The following is a 15,994-nucleotide window of genomic DNA, read 5'->3' as shown; positions in this document are numbered from 1 at the left end:
ATCCAATTCTTGTTAAGAAGCTGGAGCCGCCTGGTTGCAGTCGAAGAGAAACCCTATGCCAAATGAGACACACACCCGACCCCGTTTAATCCCGATACTGATGGTTTTGCTGATATTGCAATCAGCGATATTAATATTTTTAGGCTTAAATTCACTCACACATCGCTGGTCTTTTCTTACTTCCTGGTCTCGTTTCTGGATGGAATTACAGGAGGCGGTTGCCCTGGTTTTAAGAACGCCAGGAGAGACCGTTCATAAAGAGATTTTGTTTTATGATGTGTTGTTGTTTGTTGCGATTGAGGTTTCTGCGGCTGTGTCCTTGATGGCTGGGCTGGCTTTTCCACGGGGGAAACGGTTTGCATGGATTTTGGCATTGCTTGCTCAGATTGGCACGCTTGGTAGCGGTTTAAGTCTGTTTTTTATGCATCGAGCACCGCAGGCATACTGGTTAATGGCGCTGGGCATCATCATGGTGCTGTATTTGAATTATCGCGATGTACGCCAATGGTTCCTGCTACCCAGGGAAGATTTGGCGGAGGGGTTGTATGTCTGAGCACGAAGATGTTTCCCTGCTACAGCGCTTTGAACCGATTTTAAAGTTCTCCCGGGATGAACAATTTTTTCCTTACAACGTGGATGATTATGTAAATAAGTCCAGCCTGTGGGTGAAAGAGCCCAAGCTGCCCCCGAGAGAAATTATTGCAGCGGGCGAACTGGAATTGGAACATTTGGGTCATTTGAAGCTGGAAGGGGCTAGGACCGTGCATTATCTGCAGTTCAGCTCGCTGATGAACCTGGCTGAAATGGCTGAATATCGTTTGAACGAGTTACGGAAGACCATCAAGACCGGAAAATTTAATCCCAGCCGCAGCCGACTGGCAAGGGTAGGTTATCTGGCCCGGCTGGTTGATACGGCTTTTTCGCTGGTCCTTTTGCTGCGCGGTCGCGTTCCTGGCGATTCTGCAGTCGCAGCGATGCTGACTTTTAAAGAAATGCTGGCAAAAAACCGTTCTTTTCAGTATTACGGGCGGGTTATCCGCGACAATGGATGGATTGTCCTGCAGTACTGGTTTTTTTACCCCTATAACAACTGGCGCACAGGTTTTTATGGAGCCAATGATCATGAAGCCGATTGGGAAATGATCAACGTTTATGCTTATGAAGACCAGCAGGGAGATGTGCAACCAGCCTGGGTGGCTTATGCCAACCACAATTTTTCCGGTGATGACCTGCGTCGACACTGGATTGACCCTGAATTGCAAAAGGTTGGCGAGCATCCGGTTGTGTTTGTGGGCGGGGGTTCGCATGCCAGTTACTTCACCGAAGGTGAATACCTGATGGAGTTGAGTCTGCCGATTTTAAGTTTCTTCTCTAAGTATAAAAATCGGCTGAATCATTTATTCAGTCGGGTTACACAAAACAATCAAACGCGGGCAAATGATGAAGAAAAGAGTCAACGGATTTTTTCGATTCCCTTTGTTGATTATGCTACAGGTGACGGCTTTTCAATTGGATTCGGTTGTGAGGCATCCTGGGCGCCGCCGGTGGTGATCGATCCTCCCCCGGAATGGGTGACGAATTATCGCGGCTTGTGGGGGTTTTATGCACAGGACCCGTTTTCTGGCGAAGATGCCCCTGCTGGACCTCGCTACAACCGCGATGGGACCGTACGCTTGGCCTGGTTTGATCCCCTGGGATGGGCTGGGTTAGAAAAAGTGGTCCCACCGTTTGAGCAGGGCGCAATGTTAGCCAGTAGAAAAGCAGATTTGCAAAATGGCATCAATGACTTAACCAGGGAGATTGATGAACTTCAGCGCAGATGTTATGCGCTCGGCTTTGATTTGATGGTCATTCAGGATAGCTCGCACCTTCAACCGGAGGTTGTTGAGCTTAACCGAATACTGGCAAGTGAGCGCGAGACGCTGGCTAAGAAACGCCGCCGGCTGACGGTTGAACAGGCAAAACTGGAGGCTATTTCTGAAATCGACGTTGAAGACGCCCCTCCAAACATGGCTTTGTTGCGGGCGCACATTAAGCACTCTCACAAACCGCAGGAAAAGAGATCCTTGCGCTTCAACCGGGTCGCTGAAATATGGGCTGCGGTGAGCATAGGCTTGATGATTATCGCGGTCGTTTTGCTGGTTATTTTTGCCCGACCGTTTTTGGGTTATGGGTTGGTGGGTTTGCTGCTGTTGATGATCACGATTGAAGCAGCATTTAAGCGTCAATTGGCAAACCTTGTGCGGTGGATTGCCATCATCCTGGCGGTATTTAGCCTGATGGTGCTCGTGGTTCAGTTTTTCTGGTATATTATCCTGGCTGGCGTGGTGATCACCGGGGTGTATATGATTATTTCAAACCTGCGCGAGTTGTTTTCCCGGCGTTGAAATGATTGATCATCATCCCCTGATGAAAGAAATTTCATCAGGGGATTTTTTAATTAAGCCCGATAATTATCGATTCCGGTTACTGCAACGATTTCACCGTAGTAGATGCAGTGATAGTCCCGGGTGGGGTAGTGATTCTCGATGGTTTCATCCAAAAAATGTGCCGGGTTCAGATCGTCTGCATAGATCTTGTGGCATTCCAGCACCAGCTCGGCTTCTTTGAAGGACGGCGCAGAGATGGCAACCGATGCTTCGGGATTCAAGCCGGAAGCCGCGATTTTGTCACCGTCTCGCCCGGAGCGAGATCCTAAAAGCTTGAGGGCATCGTGGTATTGTTCTGGAAAGGCTGAGACGGTAAATGAATCATATTTTTCCATGAACTGGTAGGTGTAGCGAGAGTGGCGCACCGCTACGAAGGCAAAGGGTCTGCTCCACATGGTGCCCAACGCGCCCCAGCCAATGGTCATGGCGTTGAAATCCTCCGTCAGGTAATCCCCGCAAGTCAGTAAAACACTGCGATGATGGAATAAAAAGTGGGGTTGAAGGCTTAAATCTTCAATGTTGATCGGTTGTCTTGGCATGGATTCTCCTCGGTTTTGATGTTTTCACTATAATATCACCTTTTTTGATTTCACTGTCGGCTTGATCGGAATCAGGTGGAAGACCGATGGAGGTCAGCCAAGCCCGGGTGATCGATCCACTTAACAACCATGCTGGTGGATAGAAAAACAATTTGTTCGGGTATAATCGATCCTATGACCTCAACAGCATCCAATCGCATCACCGATGGCGAAGTACAGCCTGAGGATCGATTTGACCGGGCATTACGCCCGACCTACCTGACTGAGTTAATCGGGCAGGTGCAGATTAAAGAAAATTTATTGATTCTGATTGAAGCAGCAAAATTGCGCACAGAAGCGCTTGACCACGTGCTTTTTTACGGTCCGCCCGGTCTGGGAAAAACGACCCTGGCGCATATCCTGGCGAACGAAATGGGAGTTAACATCAAGGTGACCTCGGGACCTGCGATTGAACGAGCAGGCGACCTGGCAGCCATCCTGACGAACATGCACCAGGGCGATATTTTATTTATTGATGAGATCCATCGCCTGGGTCGAGTTGTGGAAGAGGTGCTCTACCCGGCAATGGAGGATTTTTCGCTGGATATTGTGATTGGAAAAGGTCCTGCTGCACGCTCTATCCGCTTGAAATTACCACATTTCACCGTGGTGGGTGCGACCACCCGGCTGGCTTTGATCACTTCACCCCTGCGTGCCCGGTTTGGTGCAACTTACCGGGTGGATTATTATGATGTCGACGCATTGATCGAGATCATTCAGCGCGGGGCGAGGTTGCTCCAGATTGAATCTGATGCTCTTGGAGTGAAGGAGATCGCCAGTCGAGCGCGCGGCACGCCCCGTGTGGCACTGCGCATGCTGCGTCGAGTACGGGATTATGCCCAGGTTCGGGCTGATGGAAGGATCTCTGGGGAGGTTTCGAAGGCTGCCCTGGACCTGTTGGATATCGATAAGCTCGGGTTGGATGAATTGGATCGCCGGGTGCTGTTGTGTGTGATTGAGAAATACAATGGCGGTCCGGTGGGTTTGAATACCATCGCGGCTTCAGTGAGTGAAGAGCCGGATACCATCATGGATGTGGTGGAGCCCTATTTGATGCAATTGGGTTTCCTGGAACGCACATCCCAGGGTCGAATGGCAACGCACAGCGCTTATGAGCACCTGGGGATCGAGGTTGATCGGCAGAATCCACAGCAGAAGTTGTTCTAAATCTGTTGGAGATCGAAAGTGCGCACTGCAGAATTTGATTACGATCTGCCCCTGGATCGGATCGCGCAAACCCCCATCACGCCCCGTCACGATTCACGCTTGATGATTGTGGATCGCAGCACGGGGAAAATTGAGCACCGTTGTTTTTGGGAAATTGACCGCTTTTTAAAGCCGGGCGATGTTGTGGTGATTAATGAGACCCGGGTGATCCCAGCCCGCATCTTCGCTACTAAACAACCTGGCGGAGGAAAGGTGGAGTTGCTGCTGCTGGAAAGAAACGATGCTCGTACCTGGACCGCATGGGTGGGCGGGAAGGGTTTGATACCGGGCAGACGGTTGACCATTGCGGGCGGTCCTGAGGTAGAGATTATCGAGGTGCTGGAGGGTCCCAAACGCCGGTTGCGCTTTGACGAACCCATCGAACCTTTTTTTGAGCGTGTCGGGCATGTGCCCTTACCGCCTTACATTCATACCCGGCTGGATGATCTGGAACGTTACCAGACTGTGTATGCCACCACGCCGGGTTCTGCTGCAGCGCCGACCGCCGGTCTGCATTTTACAGACCCGCTGATTAAAAAACTTTTGGATCAGGGGATCCTGTTTGCCAGGGTAACCCTGCATGTGGGTTTGGACACCTTTGCACCCGTGACCGAAGCCGACCCCAGGGAACACAAGATTCACACTGAATGGTGTCTGCTCAACCAGCAAACCGCTGACCAAATTAATGCAGCCAAGGCAGCCGGTGGGCGGGTGGTGTCGGTGGGAACGACCAGCGTGCGGACCCTGGAAACAGCGGCTCGGGGACGCGCGAATGGCCAGGTGGTTGCAGCAAGTTGTGGGCATACCGATCTGTTTATCCTGCCCGGGTTTATTTTCAACGCGGTGGACATCATGATTACGAATTTTCATTTGCCAAAATCGACTTTGCTGATGTTGGTGAGTGCCTTTGCAGGACGTGATCTGATTTTCAAGGCTTACCAGGTTGCCATTGATGAGGGTTATCGGTTCTATTCTTTTGGCGATGCCATGCTGATCTTGTGAATTGAGCCTGGTTGAGATCTTGCAGCCTGTTTTGACACACTGTTAATAATTTATATACTTCTCGTCATAATTCTTTCGGTGTAGCAGTAAAAATGTTATAATTCATATGTTCTATCAGAACTCGGTTACACACACGACTAAGGATAAGTACGATTATGATGCGATTTGATCGTTTTACAGAACGTGCCCAGGAAGCTGCTCAGCGCGCTGCTGAGATTATTCAACGTTATGGGCACACCCAGATTGATACTGAACATATCCTGCTGGCGTTGATCGAGCAGCCTCAGGGTGTGATTCCACAATTGTTTGCGACCCTTAATATCGATGGAGAAAACTTCAAAGAGCGGTTGGATTATATCCTGAGGACCAGTCCGAAAGCGAATATTTTTGGTGGCGGTGCCGGACAGGTATTAATCACACCGCGGGTCAAACGGATTGTTGATCAGGCCAACCAGGAAGCCTATAATTTGAAGGATGATTACATCTCTACGGAGCACCTCTTCCTGGCTATCCTCAGCGAACGCAACACGCCGTCATCTCGCCTGTTAGAAGATGTGGGCATCACCCGACAGCGTGTGATGGATGCGATCGATGAGTTGCGCGGCGGTCAGAAGGTGACTGATCCTAAGGCTGAAACACGTTACCGCACGCTGGAAAAATATTCGCGTGACCTGACCCAACTAGCCCGTGAGGGAAAGCTGGACCCAGTGATAGGACGCGATACTGAAATTCTGCGCTTGATCCAGATTTTGTGCCGAAGGACGAAGAATAACCCGGTGTTGATCGGTGAAGCCGGCGTTGGCAAAACCGCAATTGTTGAAGGTCTTTCCCAAAAGGTTGCCACCGATGATGTGCCTGAAATATTAATGGGCAAACGGGTTATTTCCCTCGATCTCGGTGCCATGATCGCCGGGTCGCGCTTCAGAGGGGAGTTTGAGGAGCGATTAAAAGCGTCCATTGAAGAAATCCAACGTTCGGAAGGTGAAATCATCCTGTTCATTGATGAGCTCCATACCGTGGTAGGTGCAGGTGCAGCCCAGGGTGCGATGGATGCTTCCAGCATGCTTAAGCCCGCGCTGGCACGCGGTGAGCTGCAGTGCGTCGGTGCGACCACATTGGATGAATATCATAAATATATCGAGAAAGATGCAGCCCTGGAACGGCGGTTTGCACCCATCTATGTGGAAGAACCTTCCGTTGATGATACGATAGAGATGTTGTACGGTCTGCGTGACCGCTACGAAGCCCATCATAAAGTGACGTTTTCCGATGAAGCTCTCGTCCAGGCGGCGAAATTATCTGCCCGTTATGTCACCGATCGGCGCTTACCGGATAAAGCCATCGATCTGATCGATGAAGCTGCAGCCAAACTGCGGGTGACCCTGTATTCGCTGCCCGATGATCTTAAGAAAGTGAAGAATGAGATCGATCGCCTGATGAAAGAGGAAGAAAACGCGGGTGTTGAGCGCGATTATCAACGTGCAGCCCGCTTGAAATCTGATCGATTGCGCCTCGAGGGAGAATTTAATCACCTACGTGACCGTTGGGAACAGGAGCACAAGCTTGATGAGGTGGTGGATGTGTCTGACATCACCGAGGTGATCAGCCAGTGGACGGGTATCCCTGTTTCCCAGATGTTGGAAGATGAGAAAGACAAACTTCTGCAAATGGAAGACCGATTGCATGAACACCTGGTTGGGCAGGCAAAGGCGGTGGAGGCGCTGGCTGATGCTATTCGTCGGGCCAGAAGCGGGTTAAAGGACCCGCGCAGACCGATTGGCTCATTTATTTTTATCGGTCCATCTGGCGTGGGGAAAACTGAACTGGCAAAAGCCCTGGCTGACTTCTTGTTTGACGATGAAGATGCGCTGGTGCGGATTGATATGAGCGAATACCGCGAACAGCATTCTGTTTCACGCTTGTTTGGTGCCCCACCCGGATATGTGGGCTACGAGGAAGGCGGTCAACTGACCGAAGCTGTCCGTCGGCGCCCTTACCGGGTGGTGTTATTTGACGAGATAGAGAAAGCGCATCCTGAGGTGTGGAATGCGCTGTTGCAAATCCTCGATGATGGGCGCCTGACCGATGGACAGGGTCGGGTGGTTGATTTCAGAAATACGGTTTTGATCATGACCAGCAACCTTGGGACTGAATACGTGACCAAGGGTGGAACCCTGGGCTTTTTGAGCTCAACGGATGAATCCGATAAAGCCGACAAGGAGAAAATTGAAAAAGCCCTCAAAGGCGCTTTCAGGCCCGAATTCCTCAACCGCATCGATGAAATCATCCTGTTTTCACAGCTTTCAAAGGATGATATGGAGAAAATTGTGGTTCTGCAGATGAAAGAGATCCAGGTGCGGCTGGCAGATCATGGTTTACAGGTTGAATTGTCAGAGGCAGCCAGACTCTGGCTGGCTAACGAAGGTTACGACCCGGCTTTCGGAGCGCGTCCGCTTAAGCGAGCCCTGCAGAAGCATGTTGAAAGCCCGCTCTCCATCAGCTTGCTTTCGGGTGAGTTTGTTTATGGCGATACTGTTTTGATCGATATTGAAGATGAACAGGTGGTTTTCAAGAAAAAGAAGGCGGCAAGTGTACCCGATCTGGATCAGGCTGAAATATCGCAGTGAAAATTGCTTGAACAGCAATGAGCCTGGCTCTTCCAGCCAGGCTTTTTTCTTAAATCGTATTTCATGAATGATTGAGATGCTTCGCGATCACGACCAGGGTGATGTCATCTAAGCGCGGCGACGTGCCGGTAAATGCCTGCACATCTTCTAAAATGCAGTTACGTAAATCTTCTGCGGATGGGGAGAAATTGTCCTTCAAGGTCTTAACAAACCGTTCGATCCCGAAAAATTCATCGTCTTCGTTTTGTGCCTCGGTAATGCCATCTGTATAGAGGATTAGCACATCGCCGCTGTGGATTGTGATCGTTTTTTCTTCCCATGTATTTTCTGGGAAGATGCCAACCAGTGAGCCGGTTTTCTTAAGCTCAGTTAATTCGATCTGATCGTTTTTCTGGCTGAGCAGGATGGGTGGATTGTGACCGGCGTTAACATAAGTAAAGGTTCCCTGTTCGGGGTCCAGGATGCCGAAAACGACGGTTAGAAAGATGCCAAATTCCGTGTCTATCAGGATACGCCGGTTGAGTTCGTGCAGGACATGCTCAGGGCTCATCCGGCTTTCTCTTGCATAAGTGCGGATCAAGGTTCGGCTCATAGCCATATACAGCGCAGCCCCGGCGCCTTTATCGCCGACATCAGCAATAACAATGCCAAGTTTTCCATCGTCCAGTTTAATGAAATCATAAAAATCACCGGAGGTCTCACGCGCGGGCAGCAGGGTGCCATTAATATCGTATCCATCGATCACCGGCGATTGTGTGGGAATTAAGCTGTGTTGTATCCGTCCGGCCTGCACCATTTCTTCAGAAATTTTGCGATGAGCAATCGCGTGGGCCCGGGAAAGGTGTTTGACCTGGCGTAATTTTTCGGTAATGATGTCAGGGTAATAATTCACGCCCATTGAGAGAAATTCTGCCAGCGAATCACGGAAATAATTCTGTGCCTGGTCGACATCTTCCGGGTCGTTCCTTTGTAGATGGATCTCACCGAGCTCCAGCCATACACGCGCGCGCCACCAGCGTCCTTCCATCTTCTCAAGCATGCGATCCAGTTCTGTGAGCAAGACAATCGCTTCCTGATAGTTTTTTTCTCCTGCTTCTATTCTGGCATTTGCGTGGAGAATCCTGACCTGGTCGCTCATATTGGGATGGGCGCGATAAGCCTCTTCGGCTTCCATTAACGCCAGCCTGGCATTTGCAAAATCTTTTTTGGATGTATAAATATCACTCTTCAGGCATAAAGAGCCAATCTGGGAATAATTTGTCTCGTCTGCCGATTTTGTTTGGGCAGTTTCAAGCATTTTAAGGGCGATGTCTAAATCGAGTGCACTGTGATTGGGATCACCAAGTAGATAAGGCTCAAGAATGGCTTCAGTTAATGCGCGGTGGGCATCGATTAATTGCTGCTCGGCCCCCAGTTGACGACTGTGGCTAATTAATTCGGTGAAGATCTCGATTGCCTGGTTGAAATCTCCCTTTAAGCGAAGAAGGTTTCCTTTCAGGTAGGATTGGGTCAATCCGGATTCTGAGAGGTGCGTTTCGGTCTGTTGGATTAACTGTTCGCTTTTAGAGAGTCGAATTTCAGCATCTTGAAAGTCGGCTAACCAGATTGATGCCCGGGCGATTGCTCGATATAGTAACAACTCTTCAGAAAGACCGCCGATCTTCCTGCCGAGCTGGATCGCACGCATGCGATAATCCCTTGCGAGACGGACCTTGCCAAGATTGTCGACCACCAAAGCCAGGTTGATATAAGCACGCGAAGCCGATCCAAACAAATCGTTTTCCTCACTGATTTTTACAGCCTTTTCAAGGGCTTCAACAGCCTGTTCTGGGCTGGTTGTGGGAAGGACGCCAATGGTTGCCAGGGCTTCTGCCTGAACTTCTGCTGCGCCTAAACGCTGAGCCATTTCAAGAGATTGCTCACTAAAGGCACGGGCTTTATCGGGTTGATCGTTAAAGAAATAGGCACGACCGGTCTCATGGATGAGGTAGGCAATATCGGGACTTTCTTTTGCCCCCTCTATGGCTTTCATCCCCCTGAGACAGATTTCAAGGCTGTATTGCGGGGTATAACCCCACCAGGCAGAGCGCGCAGACCGAGCATATGTTCTGGCCAGGCGATCGGGATCGTTGAAACGTTCAAGGTAATCAATGGCTTTATTCCAGGCATGAACGGCCTGGCGATGGTTTCCCTGTTGAGCACGGGCTTCCCCTAAATCGATGTAGAGGTGCGCCAATTGTTCAGGGTCTGTCGTCTGGGTGATTGCCCTGGCAAAATAAACCTCTGCCTCAGCAGTGGCAAAGGCATCCATGGAGGCATGCCCAGCCAGATCCAAATATTGATAAGCCTTTTTTGTGTCGTTGGTAATTAGAAAATGGTGCGCCAACTGGGGTGCTAACCGCTCTTTTTGCTCGGGGTATAAATCTTCTAATGCCAAGCCAACACTGCGATGCAGATCAATCCGATCGGTTTCAACGATGGAATGATAGGCAGCCTCGTGCATTAAGATATGGTGGAATTTGTACGTTAGGGCAGGTTTTACTTCGGCTACGGAAAGAATCTGCAATGATTCAAGAATGTTGAGCTGTGTCAGCAAGTTGACGCCCGGCGCATGTTCCTTCATAACAAGTGCGATTACCTTTTCAGGAAAATAGCGCCCAATCACGCTGGCAATGCGCAGCGTCAAACGCGCATCCTCTGGTAAACGGTCAATGCGCGCGGTCAGCAAGCCCTGCAGGCTATCGGGGATACGGGCTTGATCAATTTTCGTTGAAACGATGACCTTTTCCCCCTTTTTTTGCAGGACGCCTTCGTTAATCAGCATATTGATCAGTTCTTCGATAAAGTAGGGATTTCCCTCGGATTTGTTGAGCACTGCAGTTCGGATGATTTCTGGGATTTCTTTGGTGTTAATCAATTGTTCAACGAAAGATTGGCTTTCATCTTCTGACAGGTTTTCTAATTTAAGCTCGGTTAATCTAAGCCCAATTCTTTCTCTTGCAGCTTTGATTAGATTCCAACCGATGGAATCCCGTTCCTGGCGTGACACCAGGCAAAACAGGATGGGGGACGATGTCGTCAGGGAAAGGAGGTCAATCAGAAGGTCCACTGAAGATGCATCTGCCCATTGGAGATCCTCCAAAACGATAATCAGCGGTTGTTGATTTGAAAGACAGCGAAAAAGGGTTTGAACCGATTGCAGATACTTGTTACGCAGTTCCTGAGCTTGTAAAAGGTGGACCTGAACTTCTTCTTGCTCAGTAAGATCAAATTCTAAAAGATGAGCAAGGTAAAGTTGTAGATTCTCATCACCCAGGCAGATATCCTCCATAAACACGGCTTCTGACATTCCTTTAGCACGGGAATCGGGAGTCGTTGTCGTGATTTCAAGTGCAGCACGCAGGAGGTCTTTGAGCAGGTGGTAGGCAAATTCCTGTCCGAAAGCCAGGCTATGCGATTCAATCCAGCGGATCGGTGCCGTTATGTTCTGGGATTGCATGAGGCGTTTCCATTCCAGAATCAACCTGGATTTACCGATGCCCGGTTCTCCTAAAATCAAGCCAACACGACCTAAGCCGGCTAAAACGGTTTCACTGAGTTCGAGTAATGAATCCAGTTCTTTTTTTCGTCCAATCATGCTGGTTGTGTGAGAGATGGGTGAGCGATGTAATGACGATCTTCGATCGATTATTTGATCGACCTGCCAAAGATTGAGCAGCTCACGGCTATCTTCACAAAAAACGGGTTCCAATTTTCTACCTTTGACGAACGAACGAATAAACTGATAGGTGTCGTCAAACAGCACGACCCTTGATTTGGGAATCTCTGCGGCGATGGCAAGATCAATACATTCAATCGCCCCATTGAGAGATTGAAAGTCGAATTTCAAATTGGGTTTGATATTTCCAATCAGGATTGGCCCGGTATTGAGGACAATTTTCATTTGGATGACCAGGTCATAGGCGGTCTTCAGCTTTTGATTGAGGCTGTCGATATCCTTAAGAATTAGAGAAGCTGTATGAACCGCACGCAATGGATCATCTTCGTGGGAAATGGGAGCGCCGAAAAAGGCGAGGGCTGTGTTCTTCCACAGCTTGGCAATCGCGCCCTCATATTCGTAGACGCGTTTTGCGATCAAATCGAGGAGGTCGTTGAAGATTTCAACGCGTTCTTTTTTGGGGATTTTATTGTCGATCTCAGTATCGTTTGCAATCGTTGTCATGATCGCAGTGACGTTGCGTCGCTCTTTGGTAAGATAGGGTGCGGCGCGGACTTTCCGGATCAATGAGTCGGGTGCGAAGGAAGCCAGGCGTGAGAAATAGAGATCTTCTCGCTGTATATTGACGGAAACAGGGAAGCCACAGGATGGACATATATGTGCACCCAAAGGCAGTTCAGACTGGCAATTTGTGCAGTTCATTTTCTTTTTATTCGCTGGTCATCAATAACCTGATAAATTATATCATATAAGTAGTAAATTTGTTAAAGAACCTTGAAACTCGGGCAGGGCAGGTTTTTTAAAACTACAGAGGGCGGGGCACCTTCTTTGATCCCCCTGTTATTTCTGAAACTGTTTTATCTCCTGGACGAGTTGTTTCACAAAGCAAGAACTTGTTTTATACTTGTACTTATGAGCATCAGGAAAGACACCATCGTTGAAGTCATCTCACAAGTTCCGCTTTTTGCGCAACTTAATCCCAGAGAAGTGGGCTTTTTGGCGAACGCTTTCGTTCCGATAGTTTTTCAAGATGGCGACGTGATATTTAATATCGGCGACATATCGGAGACGATGTTTGTTGTTTATGAGGGTCAGGTGGTTCTGTCTTTCGAACAAGCCGATGATGAATTTCTTATGGCAAAGCTTTCCAGGGGAGATATTTTTGGTGAAGAAGCGTTACTTTATGACGATTTGCGCGACTATCGAGCCGTTGCCTCAGGGGAGACGATTGTCCTCGCCTTAGATTACAAGCACTATTTCGAAATCCATGACGAATTGCCAGATCTGGAGGCGTCGTTGGATGTTTCCATCCAAAGCCGACGGCTTGCAACCGTGATTACATTGCCCTGGCTGCATGAAGATGAATTTGTCCATGTCATGACCCGCCGACATCCGGCCATCCTGTGGTCGAAACTGGCGAAACCTGTCGCTGTCGGTGTATTTGTGTTATTGGCGACTGTTTTAATGCAAATGCTTTGGTTGCCAGGGCAAGTTTTCGGGTGGGTTGTCCTGGCGATCGGCCTCCCCGCAAGCCTATTTTGGCTGGTTTGGGCTTATGTGGATTGGCGGAATGATTATTTCATTGTGACCAACAAGCGCGTGGTGTGGATGGAAAAGATCGCCTTCATTTATGAAAGCCGGCAGGAGGCACCATTACGCACAATCATGTCGGTGGGTGTTCATCGCACTCGGCTGGGAACCTTATTGGGCTTTGGTGACGTGGTCGTGACGACCTATGTGGGCACACTCCGCTTGCGTGAAATCGCGCACACTGAAGTCACAGCCAGTATGATCGAATCGTACTGGCAGCGCTCTCAATCGGTAGACAGACGGGACGAGGCGCGCATTATGAGCCGAAAATTACAGGAAAAATTAAATTTTGCCCGGGACGCTGAAGACGTTGTTGAAGAAGAACCCGTCAAGCGTGCAGCAGTTCGTCTTCAAGCGGAAGAGAAGGAACCAGGGTTTTTTGCCTGGTTGTTTTCGGGCTTTATCCGCTTGCGCCATGAACAGGACGGGGCGATCATTTACCGTAAGCACTGGTTTGTCCTCGTCCGAGGAATTTGGCTGCCGGGCTTGTTGATGATCGGTGCGGTTGCTGTTGCCATATTACGGATGGGCGGGAGACTGTCGTTTGTTCCGATTACCGAGACTCTGGCGTTCATCATGTTGTTTTTGTTCGCGATCTTCCTGTGGATGGTTTATGTCTATGTTGATTGGCGCAATGACATATTTATGTTAACCCTTGACCAAATTATCGATTTGGATCGCAAACCCCTGGGAAAAACCCGTCGCCGATCAGCCCCGTTGGAAAACGTGCTCAGCATTGAGTATGAGCGATTGGGCTTTTGGGGTTATTTATTTAATTTTGGAACGGTTTACATTGTCGTTGGAAACTCGCGTTTATCATTCGATCATGTTTACAATCCCTCCAGGGTGCAGGAAGATATTTTTTATCGGATGGGTGAACGGCTTGAAACCGTCAGGCAATTCGAGATTGACGCAGAAAGAGAGCGCTTTTCGGAGTGGATAGCCACGTACCATCGAAAGGCTGCTGAATCGCAGGCAACACGTCGCCAAGTGCGGGGTAAAATTAACCCTTCTGAATAAGAGAAAGCCGTTGTAAACGGTTAATGGAACTTACTGGTAAAATGTATCGGGAGTATGAATGATGGCTATTCGAAAAATATACCCTTATCAAGAAGCCGTTTTACGTCAAAAAGCACAACCGGTTGAAGTTTTTGATGAAGATCTGCAAATACTGATCGATGACATGATCGAAACCATGCGAGAAGCCCCTGGCGTGGGACTTGCTGCTCCTCAGATTGGCGTTTCAAAGCAATTGATCGTGGTTGAGTTTGGTAATGAGGATGATGAAACTATTCCAGAGCAATTGTTTGTCGTGGCCAATCCAGAAATTGTTCAACAGTCTGAAGAACAGGTATTAGGGATTGAAGGCTGCCTTTCCGTGCCAGGATTCGCAGGAGAGGTGGCGCGGTCGCAGGTAGTGACGGTACGTGGTCAGAATCGTCAGGGAAAAAACATGAAGATCCGGGCACAGGGCTGGCTGGCGAGGATTTTTCAGCATGAAATTGATCATCTTAACGGCGTTTTATATACGGACCGTGCGGAAAAAATCTGGCAGTCAGACCAGGATGAGATGGAAACGATTTAATTTTCAATGTATGTTAAGCATTTGTCGCTGACCAACTTTCGAAGTTTTTCCCGGCTGGACCTTGAATTTCCCCGGGAAATCTTTCTGTTGGTGGGTGATAATGCCCAGGGTAAGACGACGCTGCTTGAAGCGATTTATTTATTATCGACATTTACCTCCTTTCATGCCAGCACTGATCGGCAATTAATCAGCTTCACGGCACCTGCAGATCGAATTGCAGTCAGCCGAATTGTCGGAGAAATTCAAAAACGGGGGCAAACGCACCGTATTGAAGTGCGCTTAATTCGCGAGCCCAACAGTATCAACGGCAATCAGCGGTTTCGGAAGGAAGTCCTGCTGGATGGCGTCAAGCGCAAGCTGAATGAGTTGATCGGATTTTTGAATGCCGTTCTGTTTCTCCCGCAAATGTCCCGGATTATTGAAGAAGGGCCTGCTGAACGCAGGCGATACCTGGATATGCTGATTTCTCAGGTTTCTCCTGCATACGTCAGGCACCTGGGCGATTATTCTCAAACGCTATCACAACGCAACGCGCTTCTCAAACAACTGGCTGAGCGGGGTGGAGACCGCAGTCAACTGGCGATTTGGGATGGCATGTTGGTCCGTCATGGGGCATTTATCATGCAAGAACGCATCAAGGCTATCCATGAAATGGAACTTGAAGCCAAACGCTTGCATTATGATCTGACCCGGCGTCAGGAAGTCTTGCGGTTGGATTACCAGCCTGCTTACGACCCGCTAAGCGTTCCGAATGGACAGATGACGCTGCCTGTGAAAACCGTTGCCGACCGCACCGGTATTACCAGCGAGGAAATCGAATCCGGTATGCTTGAGGCGTTGAAAAATAAACAGGGCGAGGAGATTGCCCGCGGTATAACCACCATCGGACCGCACAGGGACGAGATGCGCTTTCTCAGTAACCAGGTCGACCTGGGCGATTATGGCTCACGCGGGCAGGGACGCACCGCTCTGCTGGCGATGAAATTGGCAGAGATCAACTGGTTGCATCAGCGCAGCGGGGAATGGCCGGTGTTACTGCTGGATGAGATAATGTCTGAGCTGGATACCGAACGGCGAAAAGACCTGTTACTAGCCCTGACGGACTGTGAACAGGCTGTGCTGACGACAACGGACCTTTCAATGGTTGATCCTGAATTTGTGAGTACACACCCTGTCTGGCACGTGGAAAGCGGCCTAGTCTCTCCTGATTTTTAAATCCATTCAACAAAAAAGCCCATCTTATTTGATTTACACACTAC

The 15,994-nt window shown here is 49.3% G+C and carries 10 protein-coding genes; 8 read left to right on the top strand and 2 right to left on the bottom strand.

Going from position 1 to position 15,994, the window contains the following annotated elements; translation table 11 throughout:
• The first annotated feature begins 55 nt into the window (after window positions 1-55).
• Window positions 56-553, top strand: a complete 498-nt coding sequence (locus CFX1CAM_RS08920; RefSeq protein ID WP_087862689.1) for a hypothetical protein — start codon at window positions 56-58, stop codon at window positions 551-553.
• The gene (locus CFX1CAM_RS08915; protein ID WP_087862688.1) at window positions 546-2,387 is read left to right on the top strand and encodes a hypothetical protein; all 1,842 of its coding nucleotides are present in this window, start codon (window positions 546-548) and stop codon (window positions 2,385-2,387) included. The genes CFX1CAM_RS08920 and CFX1CAM_RS08915 overlap by 8 nt, the downstream gene beginning before the upstream one ends.
• A 53-nt stretch (window positions 2,388-2,440) precedes the next feature.
• On the opposite strand, the gene CFX1CAM_RS08910 is transcribed toward CFX1CAM_RS08915, so the two are convergent.
• Window positions 2,441-2,968 (bottom strand): flavin reductase family protein, encoded by a 528-nt coding sequence (locus CFX1CAM_RS08910; RefSeq protein WP_087862687.1) that lies wholly within the window; start codon window positions 2,966-2,968, stop codon window positions 2,441-2,443.
• A gap of 174 nt (window positions 2,969-3,142) precedes the next feature.
• Between CFX1CAM_RS08910 and ruvB the strand changes: the two genes are divergently transcribed.
• The 3 genes from ruvB (at window position 3,143) to CFX1CAM_RS08895 (ending at window position 7,842) form a co-directional block, all read left to right on the top strand.
• Window positions 3,143-4,174 carry a Holliday junction branch migration DNA helicase RuvB gene (gene ruvB / locus CFX1CAM_RS08905; RefSeq protein ID WP_087862686.1) on the top strand — a complete coding sequence of 344 codons (1,032 nt, stop codon included), beginning with the start codon at window positions 3,143-3,145 and terminating at the stop codon, window positions 4,172-4,174.
• A gap of 18 nt (window positions 4,175-4,192) precedes the next feature.
• Entirely contained in the window at window positions 4,193-5,215 is a 1,023-nt protein-coding gene (gene queA, locus CFX1CAM_RS08900) for a tRNA preQ1(34) S-adenosylmethionine ribosyltransferase-isomerase QueA (protein ID WP_087862685.1), read from the top strand.
• A 158-nt stretch (window positions 5,216-5,373) separates the two neighbouring features.
• The gene (locus tag CFX1CAM_RS08895) at window positions 5,374-7,842 is read left to right on the top strand and encodes an ATP-dependent Clp protease ATP-binding subunit (protein WP_162287696.1); all 2,469 of its coding nucleotides are present in this window, start codon (window positions 5,374-5,376) and stop codon (window positions 7,840-7,842) included.
• Between the two features lie 61 nt (window positions 7,843-7,903).
• On the opposite strand, the gene CFX1CAM_RS08890 is transcribed toward CFX1CAM_RS08895, so the two are convergent.
• Entirely contained in the window at window positions 7,904-12,262 is a 4,359-nt protein-coding gene (locus CFX1CAM_RS08890; RefSeq protein ID WP_087862683.1) for a SpoIIE family protein phosphatase, read from the bottom strand.
• Window positions 12,263-12,472: 210 nt separating this feature from the next.
• Here CFX1CAM_RS08890 and CFX1CAM_RS08885 point away from each other — a divergent pair, with 210 nt between their 5' ends.
• The 3 genes from CFX1CAM_RS08885 (at window position 12,473) to recF (ending at window position 15,950) form a co-directional block, all read left to right on the top strand.
• Entirely contained in the window at window positions 12,473-14,170 is a 1,698-nt protein-coding gene (locus CFX1CAM_RS08885) for a cyclic nucleotide-binding domain-containing protein (protein WP_087862682.1), read from the top strand.
• 61 nt (window positions 14,171-14,231) lie between these two features.
• The gene (def, locus tag CFX1CAM_RS08880; protein ID WP_087863266.1) at window positions 14,232-14,735 is read left to right on the top strand and encodes a peptide deformylase; all 504 of its coding nucleotides are present in this window, start codon (window positions 14,232-14,234) and stop codon (window positions 14,733-14,735) included.
• A gap of 6 nt (window positions 14,736-14,741) precedes the next feature.
• The gene (gene recF / locus CFX1CAM_RS08875) at window positions 14,742-15,950 is read left to right on the top strand and encodes a DNA replication/repair protein RecF (protein WP_087862681.1); all 1,209 of its coding nucleotides are present in this window, start codon (window positions 14,742-14,744) and stop codon (window positions 15,948-15,950) included.
• The last annotated feature ends 44 nt before the right edge of the window (window positions 15,951-15,994 follow it).

It is taken from the genome of Brevefilum fermentans (genome assembly GCF_900184705.1).
In the GTDB taxonomy this organism is placed as follows: Bacteria; Chloroflexota; Anaerolineae; order Anaerolineales; family Anaerolineaceae; genus Brevifilum; species Brevifilum fermentans.
Note: the sequence above shows the minus strand (reverse complement) of the source record. Positions and strands in the feature narration are given on the sequence as shown.